We start from the raw sequence: 14760 nt of genomic DNA, 5'->3' as shown, positions 1-14760 counted from the left end.
TAACAACGTACTAATTAGTCATCGCTCTAATTAAAACTTCTTTGAGAGCAATTCCTTCTTCTTCGATCTCATTAATTGTAATCGTGTCCACAATATCAAATCTTGCTCCTGCACTTTGCAGGTCATCATCCAACGTTTTCAAGAATGTTGTGGCTTCAGCATCATGTCCAATTTGGATAAACGACAATGCTAATTCATCATCTCTCTCAATTTTCTGGGTCGCAGTGATAATAGCATCAATAACTGCTTTCGGATGATCGGGTTGCCCATCAGTAACGACAAGAAATGTTTCACCACCCAACTTTGCTTGACCTTGTTCTTTACGTTGAAAATAGTTATTTAGAGCATCTTGTAGCACCTGAGCCATTTCGGTTCTACCAACAGGCTCATTTTCCCTGAAGATTTCTTCTACTTTTTCAGAGGTTACATGGTCATAACGCCTAAATTTAGATGAGAAGGTATATATAGTAACACCATCCGAATTCAATTGTTCACACTTGCTGGCTATAGCTAAGGTTGTTTCTTGCATGACTTCCCAACGACTTTTACCAGCTTCACAATCTTTTTTTGCCATAGTACCACTCTTATCGATAATCAGAGTGTAGCTACGATTTTCTAAATCAATAGACATAAACTCTCCCGAACTAAATCAACAGTATTTTTTAAACAGCACAGAAAATCTCTTTAGCCAAACGACCAAGAAAGCTTGTACTTTTTTTGATAAAATTTCCTATATCAGGATCGATTCCAGTATTGTCAACTAGCCAATCAATACCTTTTATTACACAATGAATGATTGCTGCATCTATTAATTCCTCTAGTCCTTCTTCAAGAGCCATGTTCATTTTGTTTTGTTCACCTAAACTCATTTCAATAAAATCCATGTCTAAACTCATAGCTATCACCTTAATTTACGTTTTTTTGTATCCATAACTTCAATATTTTTGAGTATTCAACCAACGACGAAATTCAAAAAGGGTCTTTTTATTTCCTGGGTCATATACTAATAAATTGCAAAGATTTTCAGTTTTTTCAAAAGGAACTCGATCTAGAGCATCACCAGAAACAATATGGCGAAATTGAAGGGTTGCTTCGTCTCCAAGCTTGTTTAGGATAACCAACATCAATTTGTTGAGATTATACCTCAAGATTGCTGAACATGGAATGACTCTGTAATTATCATACAAACGATCGAATAGATCTTGGTATTGAGAATATTTTTTTTGATATGTACTTAGTTTTTCATCATTCATATAACCTTTATAGTAAATCAGTCTTGAGATTTTGTCGCATTCAAAATTTTCTTCTGGAATATCAAAGTCACAATCATTATATGTTTTTGATACAATTAAGTTTCCATAAGGCTCAATAAAAGTCTTTTGATAAAATAAAGATTTTTGTTCCAGTGTTTCTTTTGTTTGTGGAGGAGGTAAAAACTTGACAAAATTACCGATTTTTGCAGCGATCCACGAAGGAGGATGCAGAACATCCGCTTTGGTCAAAATGAAGGTCAGTTTACTCATTAAGACAGCCTTCTGTTCTAGAGTATACCCCTCCATGATCTTTTTCAATGACTGTTGATCAAAAACCACAGAGCGATTGTCAGCATGAATTGCCCATAGGATAACATCAGAAGATTGCAAGTGTTCTCTATACTGTTTTAAATAGCCTTCATCTGCTTCCTCTGACTCTCCGATTCCCGGAAGATCGTAAAAATACAGTGTACCTCCTTCCTTAATTTGGACGGGTATCTCTTCTATCTCTTTCGTGCAGGGCTTCACTGGATCGGTCTTCAGATTAGTACCAAATAACGCATTGAGTAGAGAGGACTTGCCAACTCCAGTTTGACCCACAATCGAAACCCGAAACTGGCGATTATCGATTCGCTTTTTCAGTTCCTCTTGAACCAGTTTAATCTGATCTGGAGTTAAACTAACATCTTCCATTTGTCTTAGATGATTTGACCATAGGTCAGTTTACCAACTGAAGGCCACAGTGTCAGTGATAAAAAGGATTAAAAAGTAGCAAAAAGTGATTTATTTTGCGAAAATCTTGTAAACTTAAGTTAAGATGCTATTGTTTAACTCCCTTGGCCTACGACAACGCTTGCAAATACCTCGCTGAAAAATTCCCAGAGTCCTTTATCCAATGGTTGCTTCCCCTAGCGCAACCCACCCCCATTGAAGTCCTCAAAACTGAACTGATACAAGAACCCATTCGTGCTGATTCTGTAACCTTCTTAAAAGCGGGTAATCAAATTCTGCACATCGAGTTTGAAACCCGTCCCTACTCCAAACCTCCCCTACCGTTTAGGATGCTCGACTACTATGTGAGACTCAAACGGCAATATGGTGGCTCCGTGCATCAAGTGGTAATTTTCTTACGAGAAATGGTTTCCGAACAAGTTTTAGGCTCCAAGTACCAAGATGGAGAAACCCAACATCCTTATCAGGTAATTCGACTCTGGGAACAAGACCCCAATTTACTTCTATCGTCTCCCGGTTTATTGCCCTTGGCCACCTTATCGAAAACCAGCGAACCGCGCCAGTTGCTACAGCAAGTGGCTAATCGTGTTGCTACAATTGAGGAGAGCAAACAACAAGCAGATGTCCTAACTTGTAGTCAAGTGCTGGCAGGTTTGAGATTTGAGAAAAAGTTAATCAGACAACTATTGAGGAAAGAGATGATGCGCGAGTCAGTGATTTATCAGGAAATTCACGAAGAAGGTTTGCTAGAAGGAATTCAGCGAGGAATTCAGCGAGGTTTACAACGGGAAATTTCTTTAGTTACTCGTCTCTTGACACGACGAGTGGGGGAACTCTCTCCAGAATTGCAAGCGCAGATTCAGTCTTTGTCTGTGGAAGTGTTGGAAGATTTAGGGGAAGCGCTGCTTGATTTTACGGCAGTTGAGGATTTAATGTCTTGGTTGGCAGAGCGCCAATCTTAAGTTGAGGAAGTAGAACGGATGAGTGTTGATGAAGCGCTGGCGATCGCCGTTTCTAATCTGAATTTTTCTTATCCTGACCAACCTACAGTCCTGCAAAACCTCAATTTCACCATTCGAGAAGGGGAACGGGTAGGGTTAATTGGCCCCAATGGAGCCGGAAAAACTACGCTATTTTTTTGTTTGTGTGGAGTCTTATCCCCAACGAGCGGAGAGATTCAACTCTGGGATAAACCTGTTGAGGTGGGACAGTTTCGGCCAGAAATTGGTTTAGTCTTTCAAAATCCCAACGATCAGCTCTTTTCGGCTTCTGTCTGGGATGATGTGGCCTTTGGTCCAGAAAATATGGGTCTGTCTCCCGATCGCGTGAAAGCCTGTACTGAAGAAGCCTTGAGCTTAACTGGAGTGACCGAATTAGCCGATCGCCCTCCCCATCATCTATCAGGGGGGCAAAAGCGTATGGTGGCGATTGCCTCTGTATTATCCATGCATCCCCAAGCGATCATTTATGATGAACCCAGTGCTAATCTCGATTTGCGATCGCGGCGACGGTTAATCAACTTCCTCCAAGCGTCCCGAGAAACCCTCCTCATTTCCTCCCATGACCTCGATTTAATCCTAGAAGTCACCTCTCGCACGCTCCTCCTCGACTCGGGTAACATCATTGCAGATGGGCCGACTGTAGAAGTTATGGGAAACACGCAAACCATGATTGACCATGGTTTAGAGGTTCCCTACCGACTCCAATAATACAGCGCTTGCCCATTCCCCATTCCCCACTCACGTTTTCCTTTCCCTCACCAAACTTAAACGCTGCCATGCCCCCTGAGCATCGTAACTGCGAATTAACCGTAGGCGCTCAGTAGGAGAAATTAACCATCCCACCTCTAAAAAGAAGGGTTTTCCAGATTCCACCTTAATTGGGGTGGTTGTTGAACCGCCATCGGGGAGTAAGAGGACTTGTACCGGTTGAGATCCTCCAGTAAATTCTAGTCTTGAACCGTCTAAGGTGGTGGTTGAGTTCAGGGAAATATCGCCGCTCTTGAGCGTTTGAGTAATTTGATTACCCTCTCGTGAAATAGATAGGGTACTTCGAGTATAGTTTGGGGGACGTAAGTCAGGATAGAGAGCGATCGCTTCTCCTTCCCAAGTTCCTAAGAGTTGATCGATCGTTAAAAGGGGACGTTCGGGAACGGTTGTGTCTCGGAGTTTTTCCCGAATTAGGGTAATTCGATCCAGGTAGCCTTTTTGATAAAGGATAACAAATCGTAAACGGCGCTGTTCGTGAATGAAGCCAAATTCACCCCCAAAAGTACCTACTGGGTTATAGTGGGCGCTGCCTTGGGAAAAGTGCCCATTGTCAAAGAAGAGAAGGTTGCGATGGAGAGATTTGTATTCAAGTTCTAGAATTGGGGGCGGGGTTTCTCCTGGGGGAAAACGTTGTACGGTCTGATAAACAGTTTGGTTGTTATCTCTACCTTCAAAAGTAACGACGGTGGGGGTATCTTTTTCTACGATGCCTAGGGGGGAGAGTTGGGTAAAAGAACCGTCCCAAATACCGAGGTTTTCTAGGAGGTTTTGCCACTGCGATCGCATAATTTAGGGAATAGGGAATGGTTAATTTGTTGTATCTTCACAAACTTGTGGGAGTACTGCGCCGTTTACACAAGCCTGTTCTGCCATAGCTACGGCTACTGCGTCAAATACGGGAGTCGCCCATTGGGTAGCGGCTTCCCAGGATCTCGCTTTAGCAATAATTTCCCTGGCTTGGGCAACTTCTAGAATAGCGACATGGGGATTATATTCGGCTGCGCGTTCAATTAAGGGATGCCAAGCGAGGGAGTGACCTTCGCGATCGCTTTTTCCACCGCGAACTCTGGGTCCGATGTTGCGTAAACCCTGCTGTTGATAGAAGGGTTGCAGTTTAGCTTGAATCCGATTTTCCCATAGGCGATCGCGCTGATGCAACCCCGTAACGAGCATTTGTGCCCCTGGAAAGGGATTGGCTTCACTGACAACATGGGCATCGGCGGTTAAAACCATAGTCTGTACATTGCGATTCCCTTTATGTACACCCGCAATAAAATGTTCTAAGGCTTGAAACCCGTCGAGATTTTCGCCATACATTTGAATAGTGGGAACCAAGACATAAAATCCGAGGGCATTTAAGCGTTGATAGAGTTGATTAGCCGTAACCGTATTCCAATAGAGTCCTACATGGTAGTCATCAACTTTAGCTCCCGGTTGCATGGAGTTCCTGGTGTACTGAATAGGTAAAATGGCGATCGGACGGTTAGTGTTGATGCGAATGGGAGCAACATCGGCATGAGTCCAGTTTTGACCGGTGTAGTTATAACGCACGCGATAGATGCCTTGCCCGGCTTCAAAGCTATAGTTACGGCCATTGTCAATAATAGTAACTTGGGGAGTCGGGTCAAATATTGCAGTTTGGGCGCGAGTTATTGCCTGTGGAGTGAGTCCATACAATAGGCTAAGGGCAATAATGCGACCCATTGCTGACGAGACCACTATTCCCCAAATTTTGGATAAAAAGCTCATCGGGAACATTGGGTTTGAAACCCCACCCTAGAAGGGCGGCTTGACTCTCTTATTGTGCCACAATCACCGATTATGTACGATTTAGCTCTAAGTCGTATTAGAGAGCGACTCTCTCTTCTGTGGATTACAGCTTAAAGCCTTTAGGATCGGAGGATACGTTTTCCAAAGTCCAGGAGACGCTACACTGGGAAACTCCTTCATAATTAGAGAAACGAATCAGGAGAGCGACCTATATGTTTCTAGATGACTATCGTCAACGTGCCCAAGAGAGGGCAGCCCTCGGTATCCCTCCCCTACCTTTGGATGCCGCTCAAACCTTTGAGCTGTGCGAGATGTTGAAACAGCCGCCCGAGGAACTCAAAGAAGAGCTACTGATGTTATTGCGCGATCGCACTCCGCCTGGAGTAGATGAGGCAGCTTACGTGAAAGCGGGATTTCTCACGGCTGTTGCCAAGGGCGAGATTGAGTGTCCGTTGATTTCCCATCAGGGGGCGATCGACCTGCTAGGAACCATGGTGGGCGGATATAATGTGCAGAGCCTGGTTGATATCCTCAAAAGCAATGATAACGGCATGGCCAGTGAAGCGGCGGCGGCTCTAAGCAAAAGCACCCTCGTCTTCGATGCCTTTAACGAAGTCCTAGAACTCTCAGAAGTCAACCCCTACGCCAAACAAGTCATCGACGCTTGGGCAAATGCCGTCTGGTTTATTCGCCGTCCCAAACTCCCCGAAGCCATTACTGTCACCGTCTTCAAAGTGCCCGGCGAAACCAACACCGACGATCTCTCCCCCGCACCCCACGCCACCACCCGCCCAGACATCCCCCTCCATGCCCTCGCCATGCTAGAGTCGCGGATGCCGGAAGGGTTGCAAACCATTGCCAAACTGAAAGAAAACGGCCATCCCGTCGCCTATGTGGGGGATGTTGTAGGAACCGGTTCCTCCCGCAAGTCTGCCATTAACTCCGTTCTCTGGCACATTGGCGACGATATTCCCTTTGTGCCCAACAAGCGTGCTGGAGGATACATCCTCGGTGGTAAAATTGCTCCTATCTTCTTCAATACTGCTGAAGACTCTGGCGCACTGCCCATCGAATGCGATGTCAGCCAACTGAACACTGGCGATATCATCACCATCTATCCCTATAAAGGAGAAATTACCAACCCAGCCGGAGAAGTCATTTCCACATTTTCTCTGAAACCCGAAACCATCCTTGATGAAGTGCGCGCAGGTGGACGTATTCCCCTGCTCATCGGACGCAGTTTAACCGACAAAACCCGTGAAGCCCTGGGTTACGAAACCAGCCCCCTGTTTACTCGTCCCAGTGTGCCCACCGATACCGGGAAAGGCTTCACCCTGGCACAGAAAATGGTCGGGAAAGCCTGCGGACTGCCGGGCGTGCGTCCGGGAACCTCCTGCGAACCGATCATGACGACAGTTGGCTCTCAGGATACCACGGGACCGATGACCAGGGATGAGCTGAAAGAACTCGCCTGTTTGGGATTCAACGCCGATTTAACCTTGCAAACCTTCTGTCATACGGCTGCCTATCCCAAACCCGTAGACATCAAAACCCACAAGGACTTACCCGACTTCTTCTCCACCCGTGCCGGGGTTGCTCTGCGTCCGGGAGATGGCATCATCCATTCCTGGCTGAACCGGATGCTCTTACCGGACACCGTAGGCACGGGGGGCGACTCCCACACCCGGTTCCCTCTGGGGATTTCTTTCCCCGCCGGTTCCGGGTTGGTGGCGTTTGCGGCAGCCCTGGGGGTAATGCCCTTGGATATGCCAGAGTCGGTGTTAGTCAAGTTTACGGGAGAGTTGCAACCGGGGGTTACCCTGCGCGATATCGTCAATGCCATTCCCTGGGTAGCGATGCAACAGGGTAAGCTGACTGTTGCCAAAGAGAACAAGATCAATGTGTTTAATGGGCGCATTATGGAGATGGAGGGCTTACCAGACTTGAAGTTGGAGCAGGCGTTTGAGCTAACGGATGCTACGGCAGAGCGTTCTTGCGCTGGCTCTACGATTAAGCTCAGTACAGAAACGGTGGCGGAATATCTGCGCTCTAATATTGTGCTGATGAAAAACATGATCGCTAGGGGCTATGAGGATGCCGTTACTCTCACTCGTCGCATTGCCAAAATGGAGCAATGGTTGGCAAACCCGGAGTTAATGTCAGCCGATGAAGATGCCGAATATACCGATCGCATCGAGGTGAATTTAAGCGAGATCAAACAACCGATTGTTGCGGCTCCCAATGACCCGGATAATGTCAAGTTAATGAGCGAATGTTCCGGGGATACCATTGATGAGGTATTCATCGGTTCTTGTATGACCAATATCGGCCATTATCGGGCTGCCGCGAAAATTTTGGAAGGTGCAGGAACGGTAAAAGGTCGCCTGTGGATCTGTCCCCCAACCCGCATGGATGAACAACAGTTACGGGATGAAGGAATGTACGGTATTTTTGCCGCTTCCGGTGCAAGAACGGAGATGCCGGGATGTTCTTTGTGCATGGGAAATCAAGCCCGCGTAGAAGATAATGCCACGGTTTTCTCGACTTCTACCCGTAATTTTAACAACCGTATGGGTAAAGGTGCGAGGGTGTATTTAGGCTCGGCAGAGTTGGCAGCAGTCTGCGCTCTTCTCGGTAAAATCCCCACTGTTGAGGAGTATTTAGATATTGTCGCCCAGAAAGTCGATCCATTCAAGGCTGACTTGTACCGTTACCTGAACTTCAATGAGATTGAAGGTTTCGAGGATTTCGGTCGTGTGATTCCTGTGGAGCAGATGCCGAAGTTAGAGGAGGCTGTAGTATAGTAGTAAAATTATTGAGGTGGGTCTTTTATTGACTCACCTTGATCGATCAAGATTATAATTTATGGGAAAAAGTCATTTTAAAAAAGCAATATTATCTTTGGAGGCTCGGATTGCTGAACATCAAGAAAAAATCAGATTAGAATTAAATAAGGAGTTTCCAGATCAAGGATTGATTAACCATTGGCAAAAGGAAATTAAAGCCTTTGAAAAAGGTATTCAACAAGCATTAAAAAGGTTAGGGAAAAACTAATGCAATTAATTACTAAAAAAATTAGCACTCAAAATTCCACTTTAAATCAATTGATTATAGAATTACAGGAAGAATGTCAAAATGTTCTTTCTTTGATTAATCAATTACAACTTTCTGAGTTAAGCGATCGCCAAAAAGGTCAAATTTTATCAGAGTTATTAGTAGCCTCAATTCATTTACATTCTCACTGTGATGAGGATTGGCAAAATTTAATTTCTGATGAGTTAGAATCTTTAACTGATGATGAAAATTAAGGCTGAGTTGTACCGTTACCTGAACTTCTAGAAAATTTGATTACTTTAGGTGCCAAGGTTAAATCGCGATAAGCTAATTTAACCTTATTTTGTGTATTATTACTATCTTGAGGCTGATTTTGTGTATTGTTAACATATAAATTACCGTGAATATAATTAATGTTTTGCAACAGATAATGATTGCCTAAATTAATTAATTTTTTTATTGATGTAGCAAAATTAGATTTTTTAACATCAACTTCTTGACCCAACTCTTTTAATTCTTGAGATATAATACTATATAATTCTCTACTAATTTTACCTATATATTCCTCATTATAATTTATACTTTCGGCAATATCAGAGTAGGTTTGATGCTGCAAAATCCCTAAAATAGCCCTTCTTTGTAAGTCATCAAGAGAGTTTCCTGTGTGCTTAGATACTAACTGATCCATCAATTGTAAAATTTCTGTAACAGACATAAAAGTTAGATTCACTAATGGTTTCAGCGATTATAGCATAGTTTTAAATTCAGAAAAAATAAGGAAATAACGGTTTTTGACGGTTTTGCTGTAATTTTTGTTGACAAAAGAAGTCAGGAAATATAGGGAAATAACGGGTTTTTAAAGTAGTCGTGCTGTGAAATCTTTGGCATAATCGAAGTCAAATAGTAAATTTATAGACACAGGTAAAAAAATGGCAGAACCCATAACCGCAGCTACTTCAGTTGCCATCTTGGCAGGTTTAAAAGCAGCTTGTGCTGCAAAAGGTGTATCTGTTGGACTTGCTCCAATGGGTACTGTCGTCACTGCATATCTCACTGGAGGTAGTACTGCTGCAATTAATGCCGCATACGCAACCGGAATTTCTGGTTTTGGAGCATTAGTATCAGCATTTTTCGGCAGGTAGTTACATAAACTGGGTAATGCTTTTTAATCTTTGATTCTCATTAACAAATGATCTACATTGCCCACCAGATAATTAATTTTTGTAGGGGCATGACATTTTTTATGTTATTTATTGGTATCGTACATCAATGATGCCATTCCCTTACATTTGTTAAAATATTATTTACCTCCATTTACAGTAATTTTATCTAACTGTAAGCATTCAAGATTAAATTGTTCAAACAACTGAAAAAATAAATCAAAAGCTAACTTTTCATCTTCTACTTGAGACAAAATAATGCTTTCCCAACCTTCAGAAGAATTAATTTGATATTTCCTTTGTATCCATTGTTGAAACTGAGCAAATTGTTTTTCTTCTTGTGTTAATTGTAAACCCAATTCCCCCCTTGACATACTGTAACCCATTAACAACATTTTTAAACGGGTTAAAGAAACTTTCCCTAGATACATTCCCGGACGTTGTTTAATTCGTGCTAATAAATCATAGAGATATTTCTGACTATTCTTATTGCCGTTATTTGTGGTTAAATATGACATAATTTACTCCTAATTGTGATTAAAAATTTTCCTCAATAATTACTAATTCTTGTCCTAAATGAATTTTACCAAAAAATTGAAAATTAGCCAACCATTTTCCTTTAGATATTCCTTGAATATGATGATTGTCAAATACAATTTCAACACCATCTATTATAACAATAACACCTTCATGGTATCCTGTTTCCGAAATGGCATCACCTCCAATACTATCATCATAGAGAAAACAATTACGATAATCTAAATCTGCTTGAGTATTGATTTTAATTAATTTGCCTTTAATCCCTGCCAGTAGTAAATAATTTTTGATAGATGAAGCACATTGAATACATTGTAAATTAGGATAACTATTAGCTATTTTCGCTAAATCTTGTCTTTGTTTTGCTGTTAAATATTGCATGAAAATATATCTTCATTATCCTCAATCTTCTTAACTATCGATTCTTGTCTCAGATCAGTTGATAACATGATACTTACCTTCATGCAGTCTGGATTAAGATAATCCGATCATAACCTAAAACAGGGCTTCATGTGCCTGAAACTCACAAGTTTACGGAGTTGGCGATCGCCTGATAGGGTAGAGTAGGGAGAGGGCGATCGCTGGTTCTGGGGAGGCGATCGCTTGATGGGATGGAGTGGGGAGAGGGCGATCGCTCGGTTTGGAGGGGCGATCGCCTGATGGGGTGGAGTGGGGAGAGGGCGATCGCCTTTGATATAATATTCAGTATCCTCAATTCACACATAGGAGGACAATGCCAGCTAAAGACACTTACCATAAAGTTTTCAAAAAGGCTTTGATTAAAGATGGTTGGGAAATTGTTCGCGATCCCTATACAATCAGATACGAAGGAATGACCTTATTTGCTGATGTAGCAGGGAAAAAGCTATTTTCCGCGCAGAAAGAAGATAGCAATATTGTAGTCGAGATGAAAAGTTTCATCAATCCTTCTGCGGTTCATGAATTTCAATGTGCTTTAGGACAATACATTTTATATCGAACTCTATTATCTCAAATTCATCCCACTTACTGTCTCTACCTAGCTATTGACAAAGATATTTATGAAACATTCTTTCAGAAAAAAGGCATTGAGTTAGTCATTCAACAGTATCAAATATGGTTGATTGTCATCGATCTTACTCATGAGGAGATTGTCCAATGGATCAATTAGAAAACTATCGCTCTCTAGTGAAAAAAATATTGACAGAATACGATCGAATTACTAGTCAGACTCCTAACTTAGATGGAATCGATACAATATTATCCTTTGATGAAGAACGAGATCAATACCTTTGGCTTGATATTGGTTGGACTTCCAGAAAGCGAGTTAGAGCGATTTCAGTTTATGTAAGAATCAAAAACGAGAAAATCTATATCGAAGAAGACTGGACAGAGGAAGGTATTGCGACTGAGTTATTGAGAGAAGGAGTACCGAAAGAAGACATTGTACTGGCGTTTTATTCTCCAGAAAAGCGGAAGTTTACGGAGTTTGCGATCGCCTAAACCCTGGCGCTTGCTGAGATAGGGATAATGGGGAGGGAGGTGTGGGGGCGATCGCCTGATGGGGTGGAGTGGGGAGAGGGCGATCGCCTTTTTGGTTCAGCTCAATTAAATTCTTATAATTCTGACCAATTCTCTAAACTTAAACCTTCAACTCTGGCTAAATCCGTATCATTAGAAACCAGAATCAAATTCTTAACCATTGCACTCGCTGCAATTAAAACATCTTCAGTTTGTATCGGTAAACCTCTTAATCTCAAATTAGCATGAATTTCAGCCGCCTTTTCCAGTATAGCTAAATCATCTAAGAGAATAATCGGATACTTTTGACAAAAATCCTCAAACCTCTTCCTTTGTTTAGGAGCATCAACTGCTAGAAAACCTCTCCTAACCTCAAAATAAGTGATACAACTTATAAAAATTGTTTTTCTTTGAGCTTTTATCTCCCTAAATTTTTGATTAACTGAACTATTATTTTTGATAGCTAAAGAAACAATATTAGTATCTAAAAAGTAATCCATAATAAGCTATTTTCTTTTAATCGCATCCTCAAAAGCTGCCATTTGCGCTGGAGTAAAATCTTGTCCAATCTTCGACAAGAGTTCTATGGCTAATATGCCACTAGAATGTTCTTTTAATTCTTCGTCAGACATACCATTAAAATCATCAAAATTCAAATTGTCTTCAAACAACTTAACTAATAGTTTGACCATTTCTGAAGAATCCAGATCCTCTTTGAATAAAGGATCTTCTTGCATCAAAATAGAAACAATATCCTCAATTCTTTTAACTATCGATTCTTGTCTCAGCTCCGTGGATAACATGATACTGACCTCCATGCAGTCTGGATTAAGATAATCTCATCATAACCTAAAATAGCGTTTCACGAGCCAGAAACTGGAAAGTTTACGGAGGAAAGCGATCGCCTAAACCCTGGTACTCACTGGGATAGGGATAGTGGGGAGGGTAGTTTGGGGGCGATCGCCTGATGAGGTGGAGTGGGGAGAGGGCGATCGCCTTTGCTATAATACCTGTATCCTCACTCAAACATAGGAGGAAAATGGCAGCCAAAGACACTTACCACAATGCCGTCAAAAATGCTTTAATTAAGGAAGGTTGGACGATCGTTGCCGAAAAAGAAATATGAAACTTGTTTAATATTTGATGAAAATCGAGACCATTACCTATGGATGTCTATAGATTGGGTGAATGAAAAAAGAATTAATAACATTCATGTTCACATTCGGATTAAAAATGAGAAAATTCATATCGAAGAAGATTGGACAGAGGAAGGTATTGCGACTGAGCTATTGAGTGAGGGAGTGCCAAAAGAAGACATTGTACTAGCGTTTCATTCCCCTGAAACTCGGAAGTTTACAGAGTTTGCGATCGCCTAAACCCTGATACTCCCTGGGATAGGGAGAATGGAGAGGGGAGTGTGGGGGCGATCTATTTTGTTATAATACCAGTATCCTCAACTCACACATAAGAGGAAAATGCCAGCCAAAGATACTTACCATGATGCCGTAAAAAATGCCTTAATCAAGGAGGGTTGGACAATTACTGCCGATCCTTATCCCATTAAATACGAAGAAGTTAAATTAGTTGCCGATCTCGCGAGTCAAAAAACAATTGCTGCAACTAGACAAGAACGACAAATTGTAATTGAAATAAAAAGTTTTCTCAGTCGCTCTCCTATGCGGGAATTAGAGAGAGCACTAGGTCAATACCTAATTGACAAAACTTTCCTTTCCATTAACCAACCTGACTGTGAAATTTACTTAGCAATTGGAAAAGATATTTATCAAAAGTTTTTTGAGCAATTAGCAATTCAACTGATTATCCAAACCTATAAAGTCTCATTATTAGTTGTAGATCTGAATCAAGAGGAGATTACTAAATGGACAAACTAATCCACTATCAAACCCTGATCAAAAACATTTTAACTGAGTACGATCGCATTTCTGCACAAGTCCCCGATCCAGATATCGATGAAGTGTTAATGTTTGACGATGACAGAAGTCAATATCTCTGGTTTAATATTGGCTGGAAAAATAGCAGAAGAATTAAAGCTGTTTCTGTCTATGTGAGAATCAAAAATGAGAAAATCTATATCGAAGAAGACTGGACGGAGGAAGGTATTGCGACTGAGTTATTGAGAGAAGGAGTACCGAAAGAAGACATTGTGCTAGCGTTTCATTCTCCGGAAACTCGGAAGTTTATGGACTTTGCGATCGCCTAAACCCTGATACTCCCTGGGATAAGGAGAATGGAGAGGGGGGTTTGGGGGCGATCGCCTTTGATACAGCGCTTTGCGCTGCTATGAGGGACAGTATTGAATCCTTAAAGCCATATACCACAACCCTATTCCCTATTCCCTATTACCTATTCCCTAGCGCAAAGCGCTATATAATAGCACTATCACCTACTCAGACATAAGCCGACATAAGCCCAAGATGCCAGAAAAAGATATTTATAGCGCTTCGCGCGGCAGAAGGGTAATAGGTAATGGGTAATGGGAAAACCATTTTTCACGCTATAATGCTCATTTTTAAGATATCAATTAGGAGCGAAATTAAAAACGCCTCCACCTTACAGTATAAAGAATAATAAAGAAGCCGAAGAAACGTTGCCACTAAAATCTAAAAAGAGTTGGAGTCCATAGGCAAGGGTGGCTAACCATAAATCTCAGTTTTCCCGGATTGACTCGACCAATAGAGGATGCAGACGCTGAATAAAAATACACCATAGAGAAGGGAGGTGAAGCTCATTGGTTATGGAGTGGGACAATAGAGAAATAGGTGGGCAGGGAGACAGGGAAGATCGTTAAAAGTTAAAATTATAGATGCTCAACATCATAAATGCTTCATCCATAAACATCAATTAAATTCCCCGTAGGGGCGGGTTATACCCAAATCTAGAACACCCACCCATCAACCCTCAAAACCCGCCCCCACCCCACTTGTACCCTCAAAAAGTAATTCAAGAAATCACCCAGTATAATAT

At 41.9% G+C, this 14760-nt stretch carries 23 protein-coding genes and 1 pseudogene; 12 read left to right on the top strand and 12 right to left on the bottom strand.

The window, feature by feature from the left end:
- Positions 1-10: 10 nt before the first annotated feature.
- Genes J7545_RS00945 through J7545_RS00935 form a run of 3 tightly spaced genes read right to left on the bottom strand, consistent with a single transcriptional unit; the run spans position 11 to position 1946 of the window.
- The gene (locus J7545_RS00945) at positions 11-631 is read right to left on the bottom strand and encodes a VWA domain-containing protein (protein ID WP_318719001.1); all 621 of its coding nucleotides are present in this window, start codon (positions 629-631) and stop codon (positions 11-13) included.
- 31 nt (positions 632-662) lie between these two features.
- Positions 663-896, bottom strand: coding sequence for a hypothetical protein (locus J7545_RS00940; RefSeq protein WP_283766353.1), 234 nt, complete (start codon positions 894-896; stop codon positions 663-665).
- Between the two features lie 39 nt (positions 897-935).
- Positions 936-1946 (bottom strand): GTPase family protein, encoded by a 1011-nt coding sequence (locus J7545_RS00935; protein ID WP_318719000.1) that lies wholly within the window; start codon positions 1944-1946, stop codon positions 936-938.
- A 143-nt stretch (positions 1947-2089) separates the two neighbouring features.
- Between J7545_RS00935 and J7545_RS00930 the strand changes: the two genes are divergently transcribed.
- Together J7545_RS00930 and J7545_RS00925 are read left to right on the top strand one after the other, a co-directional pair.
- Complete coding sequence (locus J7545_RS00930; protein ID WP_318718999.1) at positions 2090-2947, top strand: Rpn family recombination-promoting nuclease/putative transposase; 858 nt, start codon at positions 2090-2092, stop codon at positions 2945-2947.
- Positions 2948-2965: 18 nt separating this feature from the next.
- Positions 2966-3694 (top strand): ABC transporter ATP-binding protein, encoded by a 729-nt coding sequence (locus J7545_RS00925; protein WP_318718998.1) that lies wholly within the window; start codon positions 2966-2968, stop codon positions 3692-3694.
- A 30-nt stretch (positions 3695-3724) separates the two neighbouring features.
- Here the strand turns inward: J7545_RS00925 and J7545_RS00920 are convergent, their stop codons facing one another.
- Positions 3725-4540 carry a DUF3598 family protein gene (locus J7545_RS00920; RefSeq protein ID WP_318701014.1) on the bottom strand — a complete coding sequence of 272 codons (816 nt, stop codon included), beginning with the start codon at positions 4538-4540 and terminating at the stop codon, positions 3725-3727.
- Positions 4541-4561: 21 nt separating this feature from the next.
- Entirely contained in the window at positions 4562-5503 is a 942-nt protein-coding gene (locus J7545_RS00915; protein ID WP_318701015.1) for a hypothetical protein, read from the bottom strand.
- 233 nt (positions 5504-5736) lie between these two features.
- Between J7545_RS00915 and acnB the strand changes: the two genes are divergently transcribed.
- From acnB to J7545_RS00900, 3 genes are all read left to right on the top strand, one after another.
- Positions 5737-8328: a bifunctional aconitate hydratase 2/2-methylisocitrate dehydratase gene (gene acnB / locus J7545_RS00910; RefSeq protein WP_318701016.1), complete on the top strand. Its 2592-nt coding sequence runs from the start codon at positions 5737-5739 to the stop codon at positions 8326-8328.
- Positions 8329-8389: 61 nt separating this feature from the next.
- Positions 8390-8578 (top strand): hypothetical protein, encoded by a 189-nt coding sequence (locus J7545_RS00905; RefSeq protein ID WP_318701017.1) that lies wholly within the window; start codon positions 8390-8392, stop codon positions 8576-8578.
- Complete coding sequence (locus J7545_RS00900) at positions 8578-8832, top strand: hypothetical protein (protein ID WP_318701018.1); 255 nt, start codon at positions 8578-8580, stop codon at positions 8830-8832. Before J7545_RS00905 ends, J7545_RS00900 begins: the two co-directional genes overlap by 1 nt.
- On the opposite strand, the gene J7545_RS00895 is transcribed toward J7545_RS00900, so the two are convergent.
- Positions 8829-9293 (bottom strand): hypothetical protein, encoded by a 465-nt coding sequence (locus J7545_RS00895; protein ID WP_318701019.1) that lies wholly within the window; start codon positions 9291-9293, stop codon positions 8829-8831. The genes J7545_RS00900 and J7545_RS00895 overlap by 4 nt on opposite strands.
- 214 nt (positions 9294-9507) lie before the next feature.
- Here J7545_RS00895 and J7545_RS00890 point away from each other — a divergent pair, with 214 nt between their 5' ends.
- Positions 9508-9720, top strand: coding sequence for a hypothetical protein (locus J7545_RS00890; protein ID WP_318718997.1), 213 nt, complete (start codon positions 9508-9510; stop codon positions 9718-9720).
- 158 nt (positions 9721-9878) lie between these two features.
- Here J7545_RS00890 and J7545_RS00885 read toward each other — a convergent pair whose 3' ends face one another.
- The 3 genes from J7545_RS00885 to J7545_RS00875 all read right to left on the bottom strand — a co-directional run bounded on the left by J7545_RS00885 (position 9879) and on the right by J7545_RS00875 (position 10999).
- Entirely contained in the window at positions 9879-10256 is a 378-nt protein-coding gene (locus tag J7545_RS00885; protein WP_318701022.1) for a hypothetical protein, read from the bottom strand.
- Positions 10257-10275: 19 nt separating this feature from the next.
- The gene (locus J7545_RS00880; protein WP_318701023.1) at positions 10276-10656 is read right to left on the bottom strand and encodes a papain fold toxin domain-containing protein; all 381 of its coding nucleotides are present in this window, start codon (positions 10654-10656) and stop codon (positions 10276-10278) included.
- A gap of 142 nt (positions 10657-10798) precedes the next feature.
- Positions 10799-10999, bottom strand: a complete 201-nt coding sequence (locus J7545_RS00875; protein ID WP_318701024.1) for a hypothetical protein — start codon at positions 10997-10999, stop codon at positions 10799-10801.
- A gap of 9 nt (positions 11000-11008) precedes the next feature.
- Between J7545_RS00875 and J7545_RS00870 the strand changes: the two genes are divergently transcribed.
- Both J7545_RS00870 and J7545_RS00865 read left to right on the top strand, forming a co-directional pair.
- Entirely contained in the window at positions 11009-11425 is a 417-nt protein-coding gene (locus J7545_RS00870; protein WP_318701025.1) for a XisH family protein, read from the top strand.
- On the top strand, positions 11413-11757 hold the full coding sequence (locus J7545_RS00865) for a XisI protein (protein ID WP_318701027.1): 345 nt from the start codon (positions 11413-11415) through the stop codon (positions 11755-11757). Before J7545_RS00870 ends, J7545_RS00865 begins: the two co-directional genes overlap by 13 nt.
- A gap of 113 nt (positions 11758-11870) precedes the next feature.
- On the opposite strand, the gene J7545_RS00860 is transcribed toward J7545_RS00865, so the two are convergent.
- The 3 genes from J7545_RS00860 to J7545_RS00850 form a co-directional block, all read right to left on the bottom strand.
- Complete coding sequence (locus J7545_RS00860) at positions 11871-12275, bottom strand: type II toxin-antitoxin system VapC family toxin (protein ID WP_318701028.1); 405 nt, start codon at positions 12273-12275, stop codon at positions 11871-11873.
- 6 nt (positions 12276-12281) lie between these two features.
- Complete coding sequence (locus J7545_RS00855) at positions 12282-12578, bottom strand: hypothetical protein (protein WP_318701029.1); 297 nt, start codon at positions 12576-12578, stop codon at positions 12282-12284.
- Positions 12579-12660: 82 nt separating this feature from the next.
- Positions 12661-12825, bottom strand: coding sequence for a hypothetical protein (locus J7545_RS00850; RefSeq protein ID WP_318701030.1), 165 nt, complete (start codon positions 12823-12825; stop codon positions 12661-12663).
- Here J7545_RS00850 and J7545_RS23835 point away from each other — a divergent pair.
- From J7545_RS23835 to J7545_RS00835, 4 genes and pseudogenes are all read left to right on the top strand, one after another.
- A complete protein-coding gene (locus J7545_RS23835; RefSeq protein WP_413038750.1) occupies positions 12815-12901 on the top strand; it encodes an element excision factor XisH family protein in 87 nt (28 codons plus the stop codon). The genes J7545_RS00850 and J7545_RS23835 overlap by 11 nt on opposite strands.
- A pseudogene (locus tag J7545_RS00845) lies at positions 12891-13151 on the top strand (XisI protein); the annotation flags it as partial. The gene J7545_RS23835 and the pseudogene J7545_RS00845, both read left to right, overlap by 11 nt.
- Positions 13152-13250: 99 nt before the next feature.
- Positions 13251-13667 carry a XisH family protein gene (locus J7545_RS00840; RefSeq protein ID WP_318701033.1) on the top strand — a complete coding sequence of 139 codons (417 nt, stop codon included), beginning with the start codon at positions 13251-13253 and terminating at the stop codon, positions 13665-13667.
- Complete coding sequence (locus tag J7545_RS00835) at positions 13655-13996, top strand: XisI protein (protein ID WP_318701034.1); 342 nt, start codon at positions 13655-13657, stop codon at positions 13994-13996. The genes J7545_RS00840 and J7545_RS00835 overlap by 13 nt, the downstream gene beginning before the upstream one ends.
- Positions 13997-14760: the final 764 nt, after the last annotated feature.

It is taken from the genome of Roseofilum sp. SBFL (assembly GCF_017746885.1).
Taxonomy (GTDB): domain Bacteria; phylum Cyanobacteriota; class Cyanobacteriia; order Cyanobacteriales; family Desertifilaceae; genus Roseofilum.
Note: the sequence above shows the minus strand (reverse complement) of the source record. Positions and strands in the feature narration are given on the sequence as shown.

Coding starts and splice junctions, on each gene's coding strand:
- J7545_RS00945 (WP_318719001.1), bottom strand. CDS start 631: ATGTCTATTGATTTAGAAAATCGTAGCTACACTCTGATTATCGATAAG.
- J7545_RS00940 (WP_283766353.1), bottom strand. CDS start 896: ATGAGTTTAGACATGGATTTTATTGAAATGAGTTTAGGTGAACAAAAC.
- J7545_RS00935 (WP_318719000.1), bottom strand. CDS start 1,946: ATGGAAGATGTTAGTTTAACTCCAGATCAGATTAAACTGGTTCAAGAG.
- J7545_RS00925 (WP_318718998.1), top strand. CDS start 2,966: ATGAGTGTTGATGAAGCGCTGGCGATCGCCGTTTCTAATCTGAATTTT.
- J7545_RS00920 (WP_318701014.1), bottom strand. CDS start 4,540: ATGCGATCGCAGTGGCAAAACCTCCTAGAAAACCTCGGTATTTGGGAC.
- J7545_RS00915 (WP_318701015.1), bottom strand. CDS start 5,503: ATGAGCTTTTTATCCAAAATTTGGGGAATAGTGGTCTCGTCAGCAATG.
- acnB (WP_318701016.1), top strand. CDS start 5,737: ATGTTTCTAGATGACTATCGTCAACGTGCCCAAGAGAGGGCAGCCCTC.
- J7545_RS00905 (WP_318701017.1), top strand. CDS start 8,390: ATGGGAAAAAGTCATTTTAAAAAAGCAATATTATCTTTGGAGGCTCGG.
- J7545_RS00900 (WP_318701018.1), top strand. CDS start 8,578: ATGCAATTAATTACTAAAAAAATTAGCACTCAAAATTCCACTTTAAAT.
- J7545_RS00895 (WP_318701019.1), bottom strand. CDS start 9,293: ATGTCTGTTACAGAAATTTTACAATTGATGGATCAGTTAGTATCTAAG.
- J7545_RS00890 (WP_318718997.1), top strand. CDS start 9,508: ATGGCAGAACCCATAACCGCAGCTACTTCAGTTGCCATCTTGGCAGGT.
- J7545_RS00885 (WP_318701022.1), bottom strand. CDS start 10,256: ATGTCATATTTAACCACAAATAACGGCAATAAGAATAGTCAGAAATAT.
- J7545_RS00880 (WP_318701023.1), bottom strand. CDS start 10,656: ATGCAATATTTAACAGCAAAACAAAGACAAGATTTAGCGAAAATAGCT.
- J7545_RS00875 (WP_318701024.1), bottom strand. CDS start 10,999: ATGTGTGAATTGAGGATACTGAATATTATATCAAAGGCGATCGCCCTC.
- J7545_RS00870 (WP_318701025.1), top strand. CDS start 11,009: ATGCCAGCTAAAGACACTTACCATAAAGTTTTCAAAAAGGCTTTGATT.
- J7545_RS00865 (WP_318701027.1), top strand. CDS start 11,413: ATGGATCAATTAGAAAACTATCGCTCTCTAGTGAAAAAAATATTGACA.
- J7545_RS00860 (WP_318701028.1), bottom strand. CDS start 12,275: ATGGATTACTTTTTAGATACTAATATTGTTTCTTTAGCTATCAAAAAT.
- J7545_RS00855 (WP_318701029.1), bottom strand. CDS start 12,578: ATGTTATCCACGGAGCTGAGACAAGAATCGATAGTTAAAAGAATTGAG.
- J7545_RS23835 (WP_413038750.1), top strand. CDS start 12,815: ATGGCAGCCAAAGACACTTACCACAATGCCGTCAAAAATGCTTTAATT.
- J7545_RS00840 (WP_318701033.1), top strand. CDS start 13,251: ATGCCAGCCAAAGATACTTACCATGATGCCGTAAAAAATGCCTTAATC.
- J7545_RS00835 (WP_318701034.1), top strand. CDS start 13,655: ATGGACAAACTAATCCACTATCAAACCCTGATCAAAAACATTTTAACT.